Genomic DNA, 21,548 nt, shown 5'->3' with positions numbered 1-21,548 from the left:
ATGCCACTCCTATCTCAATAGAATGCGTTCAGAGAGAGCATCCCAAGTTAAGGTAGTGCCCTTCAACTGGTTGAATGCGCTAAGCGGAAGGTACAGTACATTGTTATCCACATCCACGGTATATGCGGCAGTCTTGCTATTCAGCTTTGCTGTTTTGCCGGTTAGATTAACCTCGATGGTATTCTTTCCAAGGCTGAGCTTGGCAGTGGAGGCATTCCCTGTATAGGCTCCTCCAAGCGCTTTGACCAGTGCCTCTGCGGGGTAGAGCACCTCATTGTCGCGGCTGATTTTGAACTTCGGATATATATATTTCGACTGCAGCTCTGCGGAACGCTTCTTCAAATCCAGTCCCAGTATTCCTGCGCCAGCTGTTGCGATCTGCGTGTTATCCACCTGACCCTTCACCTTGTCGGCAATCGGCCCGTATGCCCAGACGCCAACATCCACTGCGGAGTGCCCATGGCCGGACCATCCAACCAGCAGACGCTTGGAAATCACCGCATTATAAGCACCTTCGCGTTTGTAAGAGGAACCGTCACCATTCATGATCTGGGTTACCTCCTCCTCCGAGAGATCCTTAATCCATGTGTTCGCTGTTACGATACTGCGAATCTCCTCCGGCGTCTGTGCTGCCTCAAGATCTGCTGCCAGACTCTCAGAGGAGTGCTTCTGCTTGTTCCACAGATCAATGTTGATCTCATAGATATTGTCACGCGAGAGTGAGAGGCCGCCTGTCTCATGGTCAGCAGTGACCACCACAGAGGTGTTGCCGTCCCGCTTCGCATATTCAATCGCTGTCTTGACCGCTGCATCAAAGTCGAGAGCTTCCTGCACCAGTGTAGGCAGATCGTTAGCATGACCGGCATGGTCGATACGTCCGCCTTCAATCATCATGACGAAGCCCTCTTTATCGGCGGACAATATATTAAGTGCTTTGGAAGTCATCGCCGCCAGGCTCGGGATCTCTACAGTCCGGTCCGGAACATAAGCCACATGCGAGTTGCCGAACAGGCCCAACACCTTGGTGTTTTTGGAGGTGAGGGCATTTAGAGCCGAAGTGTTCTCAACGACCGTGTACCCTTTGGCTTTGAAGTCAGGGAGGAGGTTCTTGTCTGTACGTTTGCCCTTCTCATCTTTGGTCAAGAAGAACTGCTTACCGCCGCCCATAAGGACATCTACTCCGCTCTCCAGATACTGTGAGGCAATCGCTGATTCATTATCACGGTTGCGGACATGAGAAGCGTATACGGCTGGTGTAGCATGGGTAATGCGGGCAGTGGTCACAAGGCCGGTTGCCTTGCCTGCACTCTCGGCAGCCTCAATAATGGAGGCGAATGGCTTGGAGACGTCCTCGTTGGAGACGCTGATGCCCGCATTGTAAGTCTTATGCCCTGTAGCAAATGCAGTACCGGCTGAGGCGGAGTCTGTGACGATCCCGGATACGATTTTCCCGCTGTCCTCTCCCCGGTCTGCATATGTAGTAGCTTGTCCCACGTAGTACGGATCGAGGTTCAGATGATTGACACCCTTGGTGTATTGCTGATAATATCTCGCCGCCGACACTTGGGCCGGACCCATGCCGTCGCCGATCAGAACGATAAGATTTTTAGATTGGGCTTTTGCAGCGCCTCCAGTACCTGCCTTACCCTGTGCTGCTCCCGCGAGCGTTGCCCCTGATACTACAGCCGCAGCCAATCCTCCAAAGATCATGCCCTTCATTAGCTTCTTCATCATATACCCCTTCCTCGTCATGGTGATTCTTTTCCAAGCTTAACTTGGAAACGTTAACCAATTGTCAAATGAAGTGCGGTGTTGTATTAAATTATCAGTTGCTCATATATCCAGTAGAAAATACAAAAAAGCCCCGCAATCCTCTGCCGCCAGGCAAAGGGATCACGGGAACCCATTCTTCTTTCAATTATCCCTTACTTGATATTAACGGTATTACATCTCCAGTAACCGGATCAGCTCATCTTCATCCTCAATGACTTGAATTCCGAGCTGCTGGGCTTTGGCCAGCTTGCTGCCTGCCTTCTCACCGGCAATCACCAGGTCGGTCTTCTTGGAGACACTGCCGGATACCTTAGCCCCCAGAGCCTCCAGACGTTCCGCGGCTTCCTCGCGGGTCATTTTTTGCAGGGAGCCGGTTAGGACGACTGTTTTGCCGCTGAAATAGGTATTGGTGCTGACTACACGCGGGGCTTCGGGAGCCTTGGCTTCTACACCGAGCGCACGCATACGGTCAATGCTGACAACCACGAACGGGTCGGCAAAATAATTCACAATGCTCTCCGCCACAATCCCGCCGATATCCGGCAGACCGGCCAATTCTTCCGCTGTTGCGGACATCACGGCTTCCAGGCTGCGGTAGTGGTCGGCCAGCATTCTGGTGGTGGCTTTGCCGGTATTAGGAATACCGAGGGCATACAGGAAGGAGGCCAGATCCCGGCCCTTGCTCTCTTCCAGCGCCTTCAGCAGATTATCTGCCTTCTTCTCGCCGAAGCGTTCGAGCTTCACCAGCTGGTCGAAGGTTAATTCGTACAGATCCGCAGGCTCCCGTACACTAAGCTCCTCATGCAGCTGAGCGGCGGTCTTCTCGCTAAACGTCTCAATATCCATGGCATCTCTGGACGCAAAATGCGTAATCCGGCTGACAATCTGCGGCTTACAGTCAAGCTTGTTGTTGCAGAACAGATGGGCACCGCGCATCTCCAATGGGAACCCGCAGGCCGGACATTCCTCAGGGAAAATAATCTCCCCGCCGTCGCTCTCCTCTGTCACCTTACCCAGAATCTCTGGAATCACATCATTGGAGCGGCGGATAAACACGCGAGTCCCCAGGGCGAACTTCAGATTCTTGCGCTCAATATCGCCCACATTGTTAAGTGTGCAATTCTGCACAGTAACACCGGCCAGCTCTACAGCTTCTACCCGCGCGAGCGGAGTGACCTTGCCTGTGCGGCCGACATTCCAGCTTACCGACTCCAGAATGGTCGTGGTCTCTTCGGCCTCGAATTTATAAGCAACCGCCCAGCGCGGGAACTTGTCTGTATAGCCCAGCGCTTCACGGATGCGGAAGTCAGTGACCTTGATAACCGCCCCGTCGATCAGATAATCAAGACCGGAACGGCTCTCTTCGATCTCTGCCAGCTGCTCGGTAACGTCATCGAAGGTGCTGAAGTAATTCAGGTAAGGATTGACCTTGAAGCGGTTGCTGCGCAGGAAATCCATCATCTCCTGATGATCGGCGAACTGTACCCCTTCCGAATACCCCACATTATAAAAGTAAGCATTCAGTCTGCGGTCAGCAGTCATCTTCGGATTCAGGTTACGCAGTGCACCCGCCGCACCGTTGCGTGCATTCTTGAGCGGCTCCGCTGCGCGGGTATTGTAGTCGGCCAGCACAGACAGGTTCATAATCCCCTCGCCCTGCACTTCAATCACGCCTTCCTTGAACGGGATGTTCAACGGAACCGATTTGATCGTCTTCACCTGTGCCAGAATCCCTTCGCCTGTTACACCGTTCCCCCGCGTTGCCGCCTGGACAAGCACTCCGTCACGGTAAGTCAGGTTCAGTGTCAAGCCGTCAAACTTCAGCTCCACCGCGTAACACGGCTCCGGCAGCGGATTCTCCGGGTTCTTGGTATTGTAATCATTCACGAGCTTCAGCACGCGGGTGTTCCAGGTACGAAGCTGTTCAATGTTCTGCGCCTTGTCGAGACTCCACAGCGGCGCCAGATGGCGGTGCGGTGTGAAGCCCTTCAGCAGCTCTCCGCCTACGCGCTGGGTTGGAGAATGGGGCAATACAATCCCGCTCTCCGCTTCCAGCGCCACCAGCTTATCATAGAGCACATCATATTCCTTATCGCTGATCTGCGGCGCATCCATTGTATAGTAATGATAGTTATATTGATTAAGCTCGGCTACGAGTTCTTCCATCGTGAACATAATATCCATCCGGGCACATCCCTCCGTCAAATAGGTTTCCTACGGTTAGCGTGATCCAAAAACATAATCGTTAATCGCAGCTTGATTTATTCAACTTTGGTGATCGGCGCAAAGCCGGCCAGCAGCCGCTTGACACCTACCGGCGCCGGGAAGGCGATCTGCAGCTCCGTATCATTGCCGCTGCCCTTCACGGCCACCACGGTGCCGATGCCCCATTTGCCGTGGGAGACCTTGTCGCCCGCCTTGAAGCCGCCGGCCTCCGTAGCCGCCCCGGCTCCGCCCGTCGTGCGCTGCGCGCCGCCGGTCGTCACCACGACACGGCCCGCGCCGGGCACCGCGCTCGCCGAACTGCCGCTGCCGAAGCTGGCGGTCCCGCCGCCGGCCGGCGCGTTCCCGGCAGCAGCGGTGCGGCTGCCGAAGTTCCCCCGGCTGCCTCCGCCGAAGCCGCGGCCGCCATAGGCCCCGCCTACCTCCGCGCCGCCGCGCCGGAAGCGGTCCGATTCCTTCACCGTATCTTCCTTCAGCTCTTCAGGAATCTCCTCCAGGAAGCGGGACGGCGCATTCGCGGTCGTCCGCCCGAACAGCGTGCGCATCCGTGCGCAGCTGAGGAACAGCTGCTTCTCCGCACGGGTAATGCCCACATACGCCAGCCGGCGCTCTTCTTCCAGTTCATCATTGTCCTGGAAGGCACGGCTGTGCGGGAACACGCCCTCTTCCATCCCGATGATGAAGACCGTGGGGAATTCCAGCCCCTTCGCGCTGTGCATCGTCATCAGTACGACAGCATCGCTGCGTTCTTCGTCGTCATTCACGCTGTCAATGTCCGCGATCAGCGCCAGATCCGTCAGGAAGGACACCAGCGACTTATCTTCATTGTTCTTCTCGAACTCCATCGTCACAGACAGGAACTCGTCTATGTTCTCCAGGCGTGAACGGGATTCCAGCGTGTTCTCATTCTGCAGCTCCATACGGTATTGGGACAGCTCCAGAATCTTCTCCGTCAGCTCCGTCACCGAGAGGAATTCAACCATCCGGTGCAAGGCCTCGATCATATCATAGAACTCTACCAGCGTATTGCGGGTACGTCCGGCAAATCCCAGATCGTCCACCGTCTGCAGCGCCCGGAAGATCGACACTCCCTGGGAAGCCGCTGCGGCTGCTAACTTACCAACGGTTGTATCTCCCAGCCCCCGCTTGGGAACATTGATAATCCGCGTCAGGCTGATATCATCGTCAGGATTGGAGAGCAGGCGCAGATAGGCCAGCAGATCCTTAATTTCCTTACGGTCGTAGAACTTGATCCCGCCGACAATCTGGTAAGGGATATCGGATTTGATCAGAATTTCTTCTATTACCCGGGACTGGGCATTCGTACGGTACAGAATCGCATGGTTCTGGTACGCCTGGCCCTGCTTCACGTTCTTGCTGATCTCTCCGGTGACGAAATACCCTTCATCATGCTCGGAGTCCCCGCGGAAGACCTTGATCTTCGCGCCTTCGTCGGAATCGGTCCACAGCTTCTTCGGCTTGCGGCCCGTGTTCAGGGCGATGACGCCATTGGCGGCGTTCAGAATATTCGAGGTGGAGCGGTAATTCTGCTCCAGCAGGATGGTCTTGGCTTCCGGGTAATCTTCTTCAAAATTAAGAATATTCGAGATATCCGCCCCGCGCCAGCGGTAGATCGACTGGTCACTGTCCCCGACGACACAGATCCGGTGGTGGCTCTCCGCCAGCATCCGGCAGAGCATGTACTGCGCCCGGTTCGTATCCTGATACTCATCAACATGAATATACTTGAACTTCTTCTGATAGAAATCCAGCACCTCAGGCTGTTCCTTGAACAGCTCAATGGTCTTCATAATAAGATCGTCGAAATCCAGCGAGTTATTGCTTCTTAGCCGGTGCTGGTACTTGGTATATACTTTGGCAACCAGACCTTCAAAATAATCCCCGATCTTCTGTTCATATTGCGCCGGTGTGATCAGCTCATTCTTGTTCGTGCTAATAATAGCCTGAATGGCCTTCGGCTCAAACTTCTTCGTATCAATATCCAGATCCTTCATGCAATTGCGGATGACAGACAACTGGTCTGTAGAGTCCAGAATGGAGAAGTTCGAGGTGAAGCCGATCCGCTCAATATCCTTCCGCAGGATCCGTACACACATGGAGTGGAAGGTGGATACCCAAATATCCCGGCCCTCCGGTCCTACCAGCTTGGAGACACGCTCCTGCATCTCCCGGGCGGCCTTGTTCGTAAAAGTAATCGCCAGAATCGCCCAAGGCGGTGCCTTGCGGTTGGCGATCAGCCACGCAATCCGGTGGGTCAGCACGCGGGTCTTCCCGCTGCCTGCGCCAGCCATAATCAGCAGCGGACCTTCAGTAGCTTCTACAGCCTGACGCTGCGGCGGATTCAGCCGGCTTACAGCGTCTTGTATGTTAACAAGTTGCATGTGTTACATGCTCCTTTCTGAATATAAGCTTAGACAATTATAAGTTCTCCCGGTCCAACTGCCGCGTATCCCGCACAGCCTGGACGGTCAACAGCGCTTGCTCCACATTACTATAAATAATATTGCCGACCACTACTGTATCACATAGTGCGGCTACCTGCATTGCTTCTTCGGGACCTGTAATTCCGCCTCCATAGAATAGCTGGCTCTGTTCAACCAGCTCCCTGACCTCACGCACGATCTCCATATCCCCGTAGGTTCCGCTGTATTCAAGGTACACTACCGGGAGATTCATCAGCTTGTCTGCAATCTGCGCGTAGGCTCCTGCTGCAGCCGCATCCAGCGAGCAGTCCGCGCCCGTAAGACGGGCTACCGAGGAATCCCCGTTCAGCACAATATAGCCCTCTGTCAGCAGCAATTCCCATGGGATCAGACTGCCGAAACGTTCAATCGCCCGGCGGTGATGGCCCAGAATCCATGAAGTATCGGCAGTGTTGAGCACCATGGGAATCATATACAGGTCAAACCCGGGCACAGCGGCTTCCAGATCCGAGACCTCCAGCGCGCAGGGCAGATCATACTGCCGGATTCTCGCAAGGAGACTCACCGTATTCTCATAAGTCACGCCAGTTGATCCGCCTACTATGATCGCATCCGTTCCCGACTGGCAGACCGCTGCCAGCTCCCTGTCCCCCAGTTCACGGTCCGGGTCCAGCTTGAATACATGCCGCCACGGCTCGATCATTTGCCGCATTCCATTCATCCTCGTCCATCCTCATTGTTCATCTAAGTGCATACTCTGTTTCAACCCTGTTCCGCAACAACAAATATACTCCTGCACACGCAAAAGCCGTATCTCTAGTCTATGTCAGCACAAAGGCGAGTGTCAATTTAAAACAGATAAAAATGCGAACATTTTTTCGCATTTTTGCAGGCAAAGCTTTCCTCTATCCGCGGAGACCCTTGATCCGGTTCAAGTCATTCTCCGAGACAAAATCAGTATAGAACCCGTTAACCCCCAGCCGGGACAGCTTCCGGATTTCTTTCTCTTCATTAACGGTGTGCACATAGACCCTGGCACCGGCTTTTTTCAGATTACGGACGAAGCTCTTGGTAGCTCTTGTTGTCGGCATCGTGATATCCACTCCAGTCTGCTTCACGAATTCAATGACCACTTCATCGCTATCCTGGGTCTGATATAGGGTAAAGATCATTTCAGGAAAGACATACACCTTATTCACAACCTCCAGCATATCCCGGCTGTAAATCTGCGGCACGATCCGCTTAAGCAGCGCAGGGTCCTTCTTCTGGGCGACCTCCACAATCAGCTGAAATTGCTTCGTGACCTGCTCCGGTTCCAGCTCCTTCGTGTCCGTAACCACATAGGTATCCGGGTAATTCAACATCAGATCCATGATCTTCTCAATATCCAGCGGAGAGTACAGCTCCAGGACCGGGCTGCTCATCACTTCATCGTGTGTCAGGACATCCCCCTGCTTATCCGAAGGAAGCACATCCTGCTGGCCCAGAAGTTTACTCATATTGGCTGTCCATTCATGGCGGGCTACGAGCTGGTCGTCACTTGTCAGCAGCAGATCCGCCTCGAACACCCGGGTCCCCTGCTCATAATTGGCGATAAAAGCATCCTGTGTATTGGTATACGCTTTGTCATTAATTCCGCCCATGGCATGGGCAATGACTCTGTGGGCTGCGAAGCCGGTCTCCGGCTCCTTCTTCTCCTCCCCCAGGGTAAGTACAAGCAGGAGGGCGACAGCAGCGATCATAACAACGGAAGCCATAAGCTTGTTTCTCTTCATGATGGCAGTCTCCTTTGCAGGTAATAGAGAGTGGATGAAAAAGAAAAAACGGCTGTGTCATCCTCAAGGGGCAGCAACCGTTTTTAGCGAAGCATATAGATAAGACCGTAGATTAATAAGCGTTCTTGAAGCCGTTACGGATGGTCTTGGCAATAATCCGGATATCGAACAGCAGCGACCAGTTCTCGATATAGAAAATATCATGCTTGATCCGGTCCTCAATCGAGGTATCCCCGCGCAGACCGTTACTCTGAGCCCAGCCGGTAATTCCCGGCCGCACATGATGCTTGACCATATACTTCGGAATCTCACCGCGGAACTGCTCTACGAAATACGGGCGCTCCGGGCGCGGACCGACTACACTCATCTGGCCGAACAGCACGTTGAAGAATTGCGGAAGCTCATCGAGACTCGTTCGGCGGATGAACGTACCGAAGCGGGTCCGCCGCGGATCATTCTTCGTGCTCCAGCCTGTGTCTTCTCCGGCGTCTGTCTGCATCTTCATCGAGCGGAACTTGTACATCATGAAATTACGGCGGTTCAGGCCTACACGCTCCTGCTTGAAAATAACCGGCCCCGGTGAAGTCAGGCGTACTCCCAGCGCTACAATCAGCATCACCGGAGACAGCATAATAATGGCGAACAGGGCAAACACAAGATCAAACGCCCGCTTAGCCATCTTGTTCCCGGCCATATCCAGCGGAATATCGCGCACGTTAATCATAGGCATCCCGGCAAAGTTATCGAAATACGGACGGGCCGGCAGGTAATCGAAGAAGTCAGGGATAATCAGCGTCCGCACCCCCGCCTTCTCGCACGTAGCAATAATGGTCGGGTATTTCGAGTGGGCATCCAGCGGAAGCGCCAGAATCACCTCATCCACCGGCAACATCTCCAGCATCCCTTCGAGCTGATCCACAGTGCCGAGAATCGGCTTATACCGCTGCTCCTCCAGACCGTCCCACTGATGGAAGTCATCCAGGAACCCGATGGCCTCATATCCCAGCTCCGGGTACTGCTCCAGATTGTTATAGAATCTTTTACCCAAAGTACCTGCCCCAAGAATCAGGACGAACTGGCGGTTGAAGCCTTTTTCACGCAGCGACTTCAGCATCTTCTTCAGCACATAACGGTACAGCATGATCGACAGAATATTGAAGCCCATATAAATAGCCAGGTATTGCCGGGAGACATCAATCTCCTTCAGGAAGAACATCAGACCCAGCAAAATGAAGATACCCATGGCATGAACCTGAAAAATCTTGATGAATTCATCAATGAACCGCTTCTTGCGCTTGGGTAAATACAAGGACAGTACAATTCCGACCAGCACAGCAATGGCCCCGTAAATCAAGCTCCAGTAAGCATAGGATTCTACAGGAAGTGTTCTGTAGGATTCAAGCAGACCGCTCTTGAACTTCAGCCACCAGGCCGCAAGAAACGCAATCTGGATGACGATGAAGTCGGCAACCATATATAATTGGGTCAGAAACTTTTGATTACGGCGAATCATAACCTCACCTCAGCCTTCGATTCATTGCGGATACCGGCTTCCCCAGGGACTGCGAGACTCTGTGCCGGCGTTGGGACCTTGCGTGGAGCGATCAGTGCGTTGCGCAGCAGCGATAACGTGAACTTGACGCCCACTCCCGCATACACCGCTCCATTTATCATACTGTTGTAACGGCTGCTATAATGCTTCTTATGAAATAAAATCATCGCCCGGTGGAATTCATACACGATCTTGAAGGGTCTGCGGCGCGCACTGCCACCCTTCAGATGCACGATCGTCGTCTGCGGATAATAATAAATCCCCCAGCCGGCTTCTTTGATCCGGTAACACCAGTCCAGATCCTCTCCGTACATGAAAAAGGTCTCATCCAGTCCGCCCACCTGCTCAATCGTCTCCCGGCGCAGCAGCATGAACGCTCCAACCAGACAATCTACCGGATATTCGTCATCCGGGTCCAGATAGCCGAGCTGGTAGCCGTTGAACTTCGGGCGGTCCGGGAACAGCTTACTGAAGCCAAAGGCATAATAGAAGGAGGCCGACGGTGTCGGGAACCCTCTCCGGCAGGCCTTATCCAGCGACCCGTCCGGCAAAATCACCTTGCACCCGGACGCGCCAAGATCCGGACGGCTGTCCATGAGCTGAACCATCGTCTCCAGCGTATCCTTGCGGACCACTGTATCCGAATTGAGCAGCAGCACATAGCGCCCGGAGGCCACTTCCATTCCCTGGTTATTGCCCTTGGCAAACCCTACGTTCTCCGAATTCGCAATCAGCAGCACATCCGGGAATTCCTTGCTTATGATCTCTACCGACTGATCTTGGGAGTTATTATCTACTAGAATAATTTCATACGAGTATTGGGTCTCGGAATCATATACCGACCTCAGACAGTCCATCGTCAGGCGGCATGTGTTGTAATTTAGAATCAATATACTAACATCTACATTCACTGCTATACTCTCCTGACAAATATAGTAATCTATCGACAATTATTATAACACAAAAAACCCGCTGATAGGCAGCGCCTGTTCAGGGAGGTTTTGACATGCGTGAGTATAAGGATGAAGAATGTTGTTAGCCGGCATAGATCCGGACAAAATAAGCGCCTTTTTAAATATCTGCGGAATTCCTCCGAGTTCTTTAGCTTCTTTCCCGCTTCGCCTTATTGTCCTTGGCGCTTAGCCTTCTCCTGGATATAGCGGCGCTTGCGCTTCAGAGCACTACGCTGCGAGAAGAACGATGACCAGGCTCCAATTAACTTAGGCTCTTTCAATAGTGAATAGCCGTGTGCAGCAATCTCGTAAGGCAAAGAATATAGTAGAGTAAGCAGCAGCCTGCGGGAGGACTCATTCTTGTAGATCATTTTATACCGGTTGATATAGGAGATCCGCCTGATGAACATCGCCTTGCCGCTCCGCCCGGATGTCTTCCAGCCCCGCTCGTGGTAACCAATGGCTCCCGCCTCATAATAAGCCAGCCAACCGAACAACCCGGCACGCCAGGCTACATCCACATCTTCCTTATAGGCAAAAAAATCCGCATCGAAAAACTCCCCCTCAACGCTGATGTCCTCAATCATACGCCTGGAGTACATCGCCGCCGCACCGGATACGCCGAATACCACACCAGATTCGTTCCACTGGTCCGCAGACTCTCCCGCCCCTCGGTCAAATGCCCGCCGGGCTTTATTCATCCGCAGCCCCGTACTGTCCACAAGCGAGTGATCCGCCTTCAACAGCAGCTTGCCTGTGGCACTGCCGATCTGGGGATTAGCTTCCATACAGGCGACTAGCCTCGATATATAATCCGGGGCCAGCGTGAGATCGGGATTCAGCACCAGTACATAATCTGTCGAAGTACCTGCAATAGCCTGGTTATGCGCGGGGGCGAAGCCGGTGTTGAGTTCATTTTCCAGAAGGACTAGGGTTGGGCTGGATGTGCTATTTACATAGGCTCCAGATTGTGCCACTGCTGTGCGCTCATGATAGAACGACCTCACCTTCTCCGCCGAACCATCCGTTGACGCATTATCTACCACCACAATCTTTTTGACCGGATAATCCTGCCCCAGCACAGCCAACAAGCATTCAGCAATATCATCTGCGCTGTTATAGGTAACAATATGTACACTGACCGTTTTAGGTTTCATGGGGTACCTCGAGTTCCATAAATTCATTGTTCGAACCTGTTACTCCCCATTATAGCGAAAAGAGAGGTGCCCGGCCATATTAAGCATATTCAAATGTAAAGATGGCAATAACATTAGGAAAAATAATGGAGATTTCGCCAATTATGAAGATAAAGAGAATTCAGAAATACAGTCGGCTTCTTCTTTTTTGCAAGCAAAAGAATAATAAAGTGGGGGAGGATTTCATTTACATTCTTTCAAAATAAAAAAGCCGTCTATACTAGACGACTTTTCTACATTATGATCTATCTTACCTTCAAAGTATTAATAATTTAATATCAATTTTAAGATAACTCATTAAGCTACAATTTGTGATTTTAGATAACTGTAATATTTTTTTAGATATCTCCCACTAATCGGGATTATTAATGGTGAAACCAAGGAGATTACAAAAACACAGATGAAATAAATTGGTTTATAATTCAAACTAATATCCGATAGCACTTTAGATTTTTTACAAATATCAAGAAACATATAGTGGTATAAAAAAATATATAGCGAGTTTTGTCCTAAATAATTTATAAATCCAATAATTCTCTTAAGTATCATATTCTTCAAACTTATTAAATTACTCAATGAAAAAATCAGGCCTAAAACAACAAGCATATAAACAATAGTAAACTTATTAGGAGGGTTAGCCCAAGATCTGTCAATTAAACCGAACCACTCAACAACAAAAAGCAATAAAAGAGAGATCGCTAATATACTAAAATTAGCACGCCTCGAATTCAATTTCTCCAAGTGAGTATAAATAATTATCCCCATACAAAAAACAAAAAAGTAACTTCCACCGAATAAATAAATTGCTCCTCCATAAAAATCACCTATTAGTGTATTGTGCAAAAATAAGAGAGAAAGAATGTATGCTAGAAATAAAAACACTGCTTGTAAATAGATATTATTTTGTTGCTTTTTAAAAATAATAAATAGAAATGGGGCAACAACTACTAATTGAATAAAAAACACGATAAAATAAAATTGTCCAGATGCTGAGAAATATAATAGTCTATTATAAAATATTCTATAATCAAAAACAAAATTATTATAATAAGTAATTATAATAGCTGTAGCAAAGAAGTATGGGACCAAGATTCTGCTCAGTCTTTTCATAATGATTTGTTTGTTGATTTTTGGATTTCTGTTGATCGCAATGCTCGAAGTGATGCCTGACAATAAAACGAACAAGGTTACAGAAAATACAGTGTGTAATTGAAATGTTTGGCTTGTGTACAATAACCCAAATGAATGGTCCAAAATCACAGCCATAATAGCTATCGCTTTTGCAAAGTCAATCCAACCATAACGGTGATGACTCAGCATCTTTATATCCCCCATAAAAGACCCCTTCTAGTCTAACGTAATTTCACAAAATAACTAAAACATACGCAATACTATTGTATATTATAAAAAACAGCAATAAATCAAATGGTTCACAGCACCTAATTGTAGTGTTTCAGATTTGATATATTATTAAATATTGAGCATTTAATTTTGCCGTTAAACAAAAAACAATACCCCAACTATAAAACGCTCATGCTTATTCAATTCTCAACTTTTTAACAATACTTTCTAAAAAAGCTTTAGAATTTACTTAAGGATCACATTATTTCCTGGTAAAACCCAACCAAGCACTCCTCTTCATGCCATTTTAAAATCCTCATTAATCTTCCTCCAAAGATTAATGAGGATTCACAGATCTACATAGACCACCCACTGACAGTTTAGATCGGCTAGCACTTTAACTCAATTCCAATAGAAAGTCTCTCAGTCCTTCACGCCATGGACGGATATCCTGGAATCCGTTGGTACGGATCGCCAGATGCTCCATCACAGAGTTGCGCGGTCGCGGCGCCGGACGGGGAAATTGCTCCGTAGCACAAGGCTCAAGCTTCGCCGTAAATTTTAGACCTAGTAATTCTTCAGCTTCAGCGAAGATCGCCTGAGTGAATTCATACCATGTGCAGGAATCACTGTTTGAAGCATGGTATACTCCATACTTTTCCGTCTGGATCAGCTCCAGCAGGAATCTGGCTAAGTCCACAGTATAGGTGGGCGAGCCTTTTTGGTCGTCAACAACCTGTAGCAGCGGCTTTTCCTGCCCCAGCTTCAGCATGGTTTTGACAAAATTATTGCCGTATTTGCCGTAGACCCATGAGGTGCGTACGATGAAATACTTGGAGGATAACGACTGAACTAATACCTCTCCAGCACGCTTGGACTTCCCATAGATACTCTTGGGATCGGTATTATCATATTCATGGTAAGGCTGTTCACCCATACCACCGAACACATAATCCGTGCTGATATAGACCAGCTTAGCCCCTACCTTCTCAGCAGCGAGCGCCACATTCCGGCTTCCTGTAGCATTAATCAGGTACGCTGCATCCACATCAGTCTCAGCTGCATCCACTGCCGTATGAGCCGCACAATGAATGACCGCATCGGGAGCAAACGCACCAATAGTCTGTTGGCACTGGCCCAGATCGGTAATATCCATCTCCTGACGGTCACAACCCAGCACCTCATACCCCTGCCCTTGAAGCAAAAGCATAAGATCCTGCCCCAGTTGCCCGCCAGAGCCTGTGACAAACACCTTCATCTTCGCCATTACAGGGAGTCTCCCAGGCGGGTACCGTACTGGAGTGCGGCATATTTCTGGTATTCGCCAGACTGAATGCGGGTCCACCATTCCTTGTTATTCAGATACCACTGAATAGTTTCTTTAATGCCGGTTTCGAACGTGTGCTTAGGCTTCCAGCCCAGTTCATTCGTAATCTTCGTTGGATCAATGCCATAACGGCGGTCATGCCCGGGACGGTCCTGAACATACGTAATCAGCGAATCCGGTTTGCCGAGCTCCTGAAGCACAGTATTCACGATATGCACATTCGTCCGCTCATTGTTGCCGCCGATGTTGTACACTTCACCATTCACACCTTCATGAATAACCAGATCAATTGCGCTGCAATGATCCTCAACATACAACCAATCACGTATATTCATTCCGTCTCCATACACAGGCAAAGCCTGATCTGCCAGCGCACGCGAGATCATCAGAGGAATCAGCTTCTCCGGGAACTGATAAGGACCATAGTTATTCGAGCAACGGGTAATGTTCACTGGCAACCCAAAGGTTTCATGATAAGCACGCACCAGCAAGTCGCCGCCTGCTTTACTTGCAGAATACGGGCTGTTCGGCGTCAGCGGAGTCTCTTCCGTGAACAGACCTGTAGCACCAAGCGATCCATAGACCTCATCCGTGGACACTTGAACGAACTTAGTCACACTATATTTCTTAGCCGCATCCAGCAGCACTTGAGTACCCAGCACATTAGTCTTCACAAACACTTCCGGCTCCAAAATACTCCGGTCCACGTGCGACTCAGCAGCGAAGTTAACCACCACGTCTACACCGTCACTAATCAGTGCATCCATCGCCGCTACATCGGTAATATCCGCCTTCACAAACGTATAGTTCGGATGATTCTCAACAGATTTCAAGTTCTCCAGATTACCTGCATACGTCAACGCATCCACATTGACGATCTGATAACCAGGGTGTTGCTGCAGCATGTAGATTACGAAGTTGCTGCCGATGAAGCCGGCTCCGCCGGTGATGAGGAGTTTCATTTGTTGACCACCTTTATAATCATTGGATATTTTTAACCTTACCTACTTTTATAATATGCTGAAAGCTCAAATAAAGGAATATTATAAATCCAACTTGCTGAAATCTAATAAATCAAGTGCAAGTTCATTCTTATATTTCATTTATCAAATGCTACATAATTATATTAGATATTATATTATTAACAAGTAACTTTTTTTGCAATTTTTCCTTACCACTTTACCTCTTTACTTGATTTCCCTCAATAAAACAAGCTATAATTTTCATTTAATTCTTTAAGCACTCAAATTAATTACTCGTCTGAGTAAAACTTACATGTTATAATTACTTTCGTTTAGAGTAAAATCGTTGTAAATTTCAAAGAAACTTTGTAAAACCTTTAGTTGATAATAGCGTGGTTGAGTTTGCAATTTCAGGGGGAGAAAAACAGATGAGCAAAAAATCTTTTGCAAGTTTAAGGTTGTGGGGCTTTTTAATTGGAGGAATGATAATATTATATTGTGGATTATCTTATATAATATCCGGTCGGATTGTAGTTGAGGCACCGTCATTGAGTAATCAAATTAGTATATCTAAGAATCAACTATATTCCGGATTAAAAGACTTTGAGCGCCACGGGGACATTCTCACTTCTAAATCATCAGACCCATGGATAACAGTTGAACTTACAAGAATGAAAACCATAAAAGAAGTAAAAATCGAATTAACAAGCTTGAGTAAGGAAAATACAAACGCACAAATATATTATGCTACTGGGAAAGATAACTTCTCTGGAGAACAGCATTATAATATGACACTCAAAAATGGAGAGAACTCAGTTGTTTTCACAAAAGAGTTAAGACTTAAATCTTTAAGGTTGGATTTAACTGACGCCCCAGGAGTATCAGCCGTAATAGCAAATGTAAAGATTGTATTCCATAACGATGTGTTATGGTTTTGGATTACATTCTTTTTTGTTGCAGTTGTGTATCTCATAACCGTTTTCCGATCATATTTTCTTAATAATGAAATGAATAGAGAGACCGTCAAGAATAGTTCAGGATTGTATGAGAAAACAATCGCTTTTTTCGACCGAAAAGAACTTATACTCTTAATAAGTAGTTTCTTAATTGCAATATTATATTACTTACCTTATATAACAAATACTTTATATTCCATTGATGACTACTATCTAAATCAACTTTATAGTATCAATATAGATACCCTTGGTTATAACTTCCATTCTACTGGAAGATATTTAGAAGCTGTTTTAGCACAGATTTTTTATTATATGAATATCCAACCATTAACTAAACCATTAGGACCGATAATATTCATTGGTTCGATGTCAATACTGGGTGTTTTTTTCACCCGTATGCTCAAAATAGAGTCATTTATAGTTTCACTATCTTTTGTATTAATATTCACAACTAACCCATTCATTTCTGAAATTTTCCATTACAGTATTATACCAGCATACAGCGCCTTTGCAATAATTGCATTAACACTAGGTGTGATTTTCGGAGAAAAATATGTTAGACAACCAAATCCATATTTCCTCATACTTTCTATAATTGGTTATGTGTGTTCTTTGACTATTTATCAAATTTTTTTCCCAATTGTTTTTTTGGTATTTATCTATAAATTGTTAGTACCAGTAGATCCCGATAAAAATATTTTGGGGAATTCCAAACGTAATTTTTTCAAACTTTGCCCCCTTATAATTTACTTTTTATCTTTTATTGTGTATACGGTAGGATTGAAAATCAGTTTCTATATTTGGCCACCAACACTTGCCTATAGCGGAAATAACATCGGAGAACTTATACAAAATATTTTCACTTCCGAATACTGGAATAAGATTTTCAATAATCTTAGTATTTATATATTTAATGATAACCCCTTTAATTCCGGCAAAATTAATATTGTACTTTTAATCATTTTCCTAAGTACACTTATACTGTATGTTGTAAAAAAAGGGGCATCTAATCAAGTTCCAGCAAAAGAGCTAATACTAGTTTTTTTCAGTTTTATTTTGATACCTTTTCTAGGATTATTCGCAAATTTGGGTTTCTCTTTACTTCGCCCAGTTGAGATCTCCTCACGGTCCTTTACCTCTTTTGGAATATTTCAAGGCATCTTAGTATTACTAAGTTTTGATATACTAAAAAAAACAACAAAACAATTAACTTTCAGAAGAATAGTAATATCTTTTTTAGTTTCACTTGTACTATTTAGTAATATGGGACGTATTGGACGTGTAGCATTGGATCAGTACCGATTAAATACTCTCGAAAGGAGTCTTGTTACCAGAATAGTATCTCGTATAGAAATTAATAAAAACTTTTCTCAAACTGCAAAATTAATTATTGTAGGAAGCCCAGCGATTGGGAATTTGGAAAACACCACTTGGGCAGATTATAATATTCCTGCAATCCGCCAGTTCTCAAAAATTTTCTTATTTAATGAAGTAACAGGTTATAATTTCCAAATTCCTTCTACTGAAGATGTAGAAAAAGCCTCTTCTTACCTAGAAAGTATGGAAGCTTGGCCCAGCTACAATTCAATTAAATTCATTGATGGGAGTTTCGTCATCAAATTGCCTTAAACACTTAATACATTATAAAAGGAATAAATATGAAAACAGATATGAATACAAAAATACTTATACAATTTTTAAAGTTTGGAATTGTTGGAGGAATTAACACCATTTTCTCACTACTGATCTATTATTTATTACTTTACTTTAAATGGAATTATATGTTTGCCAACATCATTGGATATTTTATAAGTTCCATTTTAGGATATGTACTCAATAAATTTTGGGTTTTTAAATTTAAAGAAGCTAAGGCCGGAAGTTCGATTTTGAAGTATTATGTTATATACGGATCTTCTTTTTCACTAAATGTTATTGCGATGTATCTTTGGGTAAGTTTTTTTAATGTCTCAGAAACTTTAGCGCCTATTTTAACCGTCCTCATCACTCTTCCTTACAATTTCGTTCTTAATAAAGTGTGGACTTTTAAAGAAATAAAAAAATAAGATTTATTATTTGAAAGGATGCTGACATGAAAATCTTACCGAATCGACTTGATAGAGGTTTCTTGGCGTATCAAAAAGAATTCGAAGAAAAGGCATTAGAAGTGTTGCGTTCTGGATGGTACGTCCTAGGTCATGAAGTTAAATCATTTGAAGAAGAGTTTGCGCAATACACAGGTGGGGACTACTGTGTAGGACTTGCTAATGGTTTAGATGCACTATGGATTGCTTTTCGAGTTTTAAATATAGGAAAAGGTGATGAAGTAATCGTACAGGGCAATACTTATATCGCAAGTGTTATGGGGATTACAATAAATGGTGCAACTCCTATCTTTGTTGAGCCAGATCTCTATAATAATATAGACGCTTCAAAGATTGAGGAAAAGATCAATTCTAAAACTAAAGCCATTTTAGTTGTTCATTTATATGGGCAAGCATCCAATATGGATAAGATCATGGGAATTGCAAAGAAGCATAATCTTCGTGTTGTTGAGGATTGTGCCCAATCACATGGAGCTTACTTTAATCAAAAAATGACAGGCACTTTTGGAGATATAGGTTGTTTCTCATTTTATCCGTCAAAGAACCTTGGGGCTTTTGGTGATGGTGGAGCTATCGTAACTAATAACAATAAAATTGCGGAAGATTTTAGAACTTTCAGAAACTATGGAAGTGAAAAACGGTATTTCAATAAGGTAGTAGGAACCAATTCTAGACTTGATGAAATTCAGGCCGGGTTATTAAGAGTACGTCTATCCCACATACAGGAATTGAATGATGAGAGAAAAAAGATATGTGAAAGATATTTAAACGAAATTAATGTTCCAAATATTGAACTTCCACGAATAAGAAACAATGCAACAACTGTATGGCACCAATTCGCTATACGGGTAAAATGTCGTGCAGAACTAATCGAGTATCTAGAGAAAAATGGCATTGGCACGATTATCCACTATCCAATTCCTCCGCATTTATCAGAAGCTTATAACTATTTGAATGTAAAAAGAGGAGATTTACCTATTACAGAACAATATGCAAATGAGATTTTATCTCTTCCTCTCTTTAATGGAATGACCAACGAAGAACAATCTTATATAATAAATATAATAAATAAATACAGGGAATGCATATGAAAATTAGATCTCTTCAATCAAAGGATGCCGCCTTCATTTTAGAATGGATGAGGGACCCATCAGTCAATATTTTTTTTCGGATGAATCCAAATACAGCCAATATTAATTCAATTCATTCTTTCATTGAGAAAAGTAATAAGGATAAAGTTAATAAACACTTAGCTATAGTTGATGAATCCGATGAATACTTGGGCACAGTAAGTCTTAAAAATATCGATGTAGAAGCTGGAACCGGAGAATATGCTATAGTATTACGCTCAAGTAGTCAAGGAATAGGCGCTGGGAGATTTGGTACCGAGAGTATTCTTAGTATCGGTTTTAAAGAGCTTAAACTCAACAGAATTTATTTAAATGTATTATCTGAAAATCATAATGCCATAGGTTTTTATGATCGAATTGGGTTTGTCTTCGAAGGTGAATTTATAAACCATATTAAAGTTAATGGGAATTTGAAAAATCTAAAATGGTATAGGATGATGAGGTGTGAGTATGATAACAGAAAATTACAAAATGATCACATTTAAAGAAAATGGAGATGATAGAGGAAAGCTTGTCATTGTTGAGGGTAATAACGATATCCCTTTTGATATAAAACGTGTTTTTTATATTTATGGCTCTGATCCTAATGTAATAAGAGGACAACATGCAAATAGAGAAACTGAATTTGTATTAATAAATGTATGTGGCTCTTCAAAAATCAAAATATCTGACGGTAGAAATGAAGCTATCTTTGTTTTGGACAAGCCTCATACAGGAGTTTATCTCCCAAAGATGATTTGGAAAGATATGTACGATTTTTCCTCTGATTCTATTCTATTAGTATTAGCAAGTGAACATTATAATGGTTCGGAGTATATAAGAGATTTCAATGATTTTGTAAAGGAAACAAAGAGAAATGTATAAATTATCAATCATAATTCCTGTATATTACAATGAGGACAGTTTAGAGTTGCTTTATAGTGATTTGAAAGAAAAAGTCCTCACTAAAATAGATGCTTATGAGATCGTAATGGTGGATGACGGATCTGGTGATAACTCATGGGAAATAATGAACAAACTTGCTAAATTGGATAATCACATAAAAATACTTAAGCTTTCGCGAAATTTCGGCTCACACGCAGCTTGTCTTGCTGGTTTTTCCTTATGTACAGGTGATTGTGCCACCATTAAGGCAGCCGATTTACAAGAACCATCTGAGCTCATCCTGGAAATGTTTGAAAGTTGGAAAAATGGTAATAAAGTTGTCCTTGCCGTGCGCTCAGATAGAGAAGAGAGTTTTTCTCAAAAGCTATTTGCTAACACCTATTATATGCTAATAAGAAAATTAGCTATGATGTCAATGCCTAAAGGGGGATTTGATTGTTATTTAATTGACCGTAAGGTAATTGAAGTATTAAAGTTGCTTGATGAAAAGAATTCCGCATTAACACTTCAAGTTCTTTGGGCAGGTTTTAAAACTGATATGATTTATTACACTCGCAAAAAACGTGAAATAGGTAAATCTAGGTGGACCTTAGCTAAAAAGATTAAACTAATTGTTGATTCGCTTGTAAGTTTTTCATTTGTTCCTATAAGATTTATGTCAACTGTTGGAGCTTTGTTCTTTGGATTCTCTTTTATATGGGGCATTTTAGTATTTATATTGAAAATATTTGGTGGCATAAATGTAGAAGGTTGGACAACATTGATGATCATCACATTATTCTCATTTGGGCTTATTATGCTAACCTTTGGAATACTTGGAGAATATATTTGGCGTACAATGGATGCTGCAAGAAAAAGACCAGTATATATTATTGATGAGACAAATGAGAAGAGCAAAACTATTAATTAATTCTAAAACAATAACTATA

17 protein-coding genes are annotated in these 21,548 nt (G+C 45.1%); 6 read left to right on the top strand and 11 right to left on the bottom strand.

What is annotated here, in order from left to right:
* Positions 1 to 9: 9 nt before the first annotated feature.
* The 11 genes from HQN87_RS18290 to rfbB all read right to left on the bottom strand — a co-directional run bounded on the left by HQN87_RS18290 (position 10) and on the right by rfbB (position 15,546).
* Positions 10 to 1,731, bottom strand: a complete 1,722-nt coding sequence (locus HQN87_RS18290; RefSeq protein ID WP_436836476.1) for an alkaline phosphatase — start codon at positions 1,729 to 1,731, stop codon at positions 10 to 12.
* A gap of 213 nt (positions 1,732 to 1,944) precedes the next feature.
* Positions 1,945 to 3,957: an NAD-dependent DNA ligase LigA gene (ligA, locus tag HQN87_RS18285; protein ID WP_173136328.1), complete on the bottom strand. Its 2,013-nt coding sequence runs from the start codon at positions 3,955 to 3,957 to the stop codon at positions 1,945 to 1,947.
* 77 nt (positions 3,958 to 4,034) lie between these two features.
* Complete coding sequence (pcrA, locus tag HQN87_RS18280; protein ID WP_173136326.1) at positions 4,035 to 6,398, bottom strand: DNA helicase PcrA; 2,364 nt, start codon at positions 6,396 to 6,398, stop codon at positions 4,035 to 4,037.
* Between the two features lie 37 nt (positions 6,399 to 6,435).
* Positions 6,436 to 7,152 carry a heptaprenylglyceryl phosphate synthase gene (gene pcrB, locus HQN87_RS18275; RefSeq protein WP_173136399.1) on the bottom strand — a complete coding sequence of 239 codons (717 nt, stop codon included), beginning with the start codon at positions 7,150 to 7,152 and terminating at the stop codon, positions 6,436 to 6,438.
* Positions 7,153 to 7,345: 193 nt separating this feature from the next.
* Positions 7,346 to 8,215: a phosphatidylinositol-specific phospholipase C/glycerophosphodiester phosphodiesterase family protein gene (locus tag HQN87_RS18270; RefSeq protein WP_173136324.1), complete on the bottom strand. Its 870-nt coding sequence runs from the start codon at positions 8,213 to 8,215 to the stop codon at positions 7,346 to 7,348.
* Between the two features lie 112 nt (positions 8,216 to 8,327).
* Entirely contained in the window at positions 8,328 to 9,728 is a 1,401-nt protein-coding gene (locus HQN87_RS18265) for an undecaprenyl-phosphate glucose phosphotransferase (RefSeq protein WP_173136322.1), read from the bottom strand.
* Entirely contained in the window at positions 9,725 to 10,624 is a 900-nt protein-coding gene (locus tag HQN87_RS18260) for a glycosyltransferase family 2 protein (RefSeq protein WP_216857360.1), read from the bottom strand. Before HQN87_RS18260 ends, HQN87_RS18265 begins: the two co-directional genes overlap by 4 nt.
* A gap of 266 nt (positions 10,625 to 10,890) precedes the next feature.
* Positions 10,891 to 11,877: a glycosyltransferase family 2 protein gene (locus tag HQN87_RS18255; protein WP_173136318.1), complete on the bottom strand. Its 987-nt coding sequence runs from the start codon at positions 11,875 to 11,877 to the stop codon at positions 10,891 to 10,893.
* A gap of 336 nt (positions 11,878 to 12,213) precedes the next feature.
* Positions 12,214 to 13,251 (bottom strand): acyltransferase family protein, encoded by a 1,038-nt coding sequence (locus tag HQN87_RS18250; protein WP_173136316.1) that lies wholly within the window; start codon positions 13,249 to 13,251, stop codon positions 12,214 to 12,216.
* Between the two features lie 403 nt (positions 13,252 to 13,654).
* The gene (rfbD, locus tag HQN87_RS18245) at positions 13,655 to 14,515 is read right to left on the bottom strand and encodes a dTDP-4-dehydrorhamnose reductase (protein ID WP_173136398.1); all 861 of its coding nucleotides are present in this window, start codon (positions 14,513 to 14,515) and stop codon (positions 13,655 to 13,657) included.
* Positions 14,516 to 14,523: 8 nt separating this feature from the next.
* Positions 14,524 to 15,546 carry a dTDP-glucose 4,6-dehydratase gene (rfbB, locus tag HQN87_RS18240; RefSeq protein WP_173136314.1) on the bottom strand — a complete coding sequence of 341 codons (1,023 nt, stop codon included), beginning with the start codon at positions 15,544 to 15,546 and terminating at the stop codon, positions 14,524 to 14,526.
* Between the two features lie 428 nt (positions 15,547 to 15,974).
* On the opposite strand from rfbB, the gene HQN87_RS18235 reads away from it, so the two are divergent.
* Genes HQN87_RS18235 through HQN87_RS18210 form a run of 6 tightly spaced genes read left to right on the top strand, consistent with a single transcriptional unit; the run spans position 15,975 to position 21,529 of the window.
* Positions 15,975 to 18,131, top strand: a complete 2,157-nt coding sequence (locus HQN87_RS18235; RefSeq protein ID WP_173136312.1) for a glucosyltransferase domain-containing protein — start codon at positions 15,975 to 15,977, stop codon at positions 18,129 to 18,131.
* A gap of 29 nt (positions 18,132 to 18,160) precedes the next feature.
* Entirely contained in the window at positions 18,161 to 18,565 is a 405-nt protein-coding gene (locus HQN87_RS18230; RefSeq protein WP_173136310.1) for a GtrA family protein, read from the top strand.
* 26 nt (positions 18,566 to 18,591) lie between these two features.
* Positions 18,592 to 19,695, top strand: a complete 1,104-nt coding sequence (locus HQN87_RS18225; protein ID WP_173136308.1) for a DegT/DnrJ/EryC1/StrS family aminotransferase — start codon at positions 18,592 to 18,594, stop codon at positions 19,693 to 19,695.
* Complete coding sequence (locus HQN87_RS18220; protein ID WP_367272747.1) at positions 19,686 to 20,219, top strand: GNAT family N-acetyltransferase; 534 nt, start codon at positions 19,686 to 19,688, stop codon at positions 20,217 to 20,219. Before HQN87_RS18225 ends, HQN87_RS18220 begins: the two co-directional genes overlap by 10 nt.
* Positions 20,206 to 20,598: a sugar 3,4-ketoisomerase gene (locus HQN87_RS18215; protein ID WP_216857351.1), complete on the top strand. Its 393-nt coding sequence runs from the start codon at positions 20,206 to 20,208 to the stop codon at positions 20,596 to 20,598. The genes HQN87_RS18220 and HQN87_RS18215 overlap by 14 nt, the downstream gene beginning before the upstream one ends.
* A complete protein-coding gene (locus HQN87_RS18210; RefSeq protein ID WP_173136302.1) occupies positions 20,591 to 21,529 on the top strand; it encodes a glycosyltransferase family 2 protein in 939 nt (312 codons plus the stop codon). The genes HQN87_RS18215 and HQN87_RS18210 overlap by 8 nt, the downstream gene beginning before the upstream one ends.
* The last annotated feature ends 19 nt before the right edge of the window (positions 21,530 to 21,548 follow it).

The sequence above is a fragment of the Paenibacillus tritici genome (genome assembly GCF_013204885.1).
Taxonomy (GTDB): Bacteria; Bacillota; Bacilli; order Paenibacillales; family Paenibacillaceae; genus Paenibacillus_AQ; species Paenibacillus_AQ tritici.
This window is presented reverse-complemented; position numbering and strand designations above follow the sequence as displayed.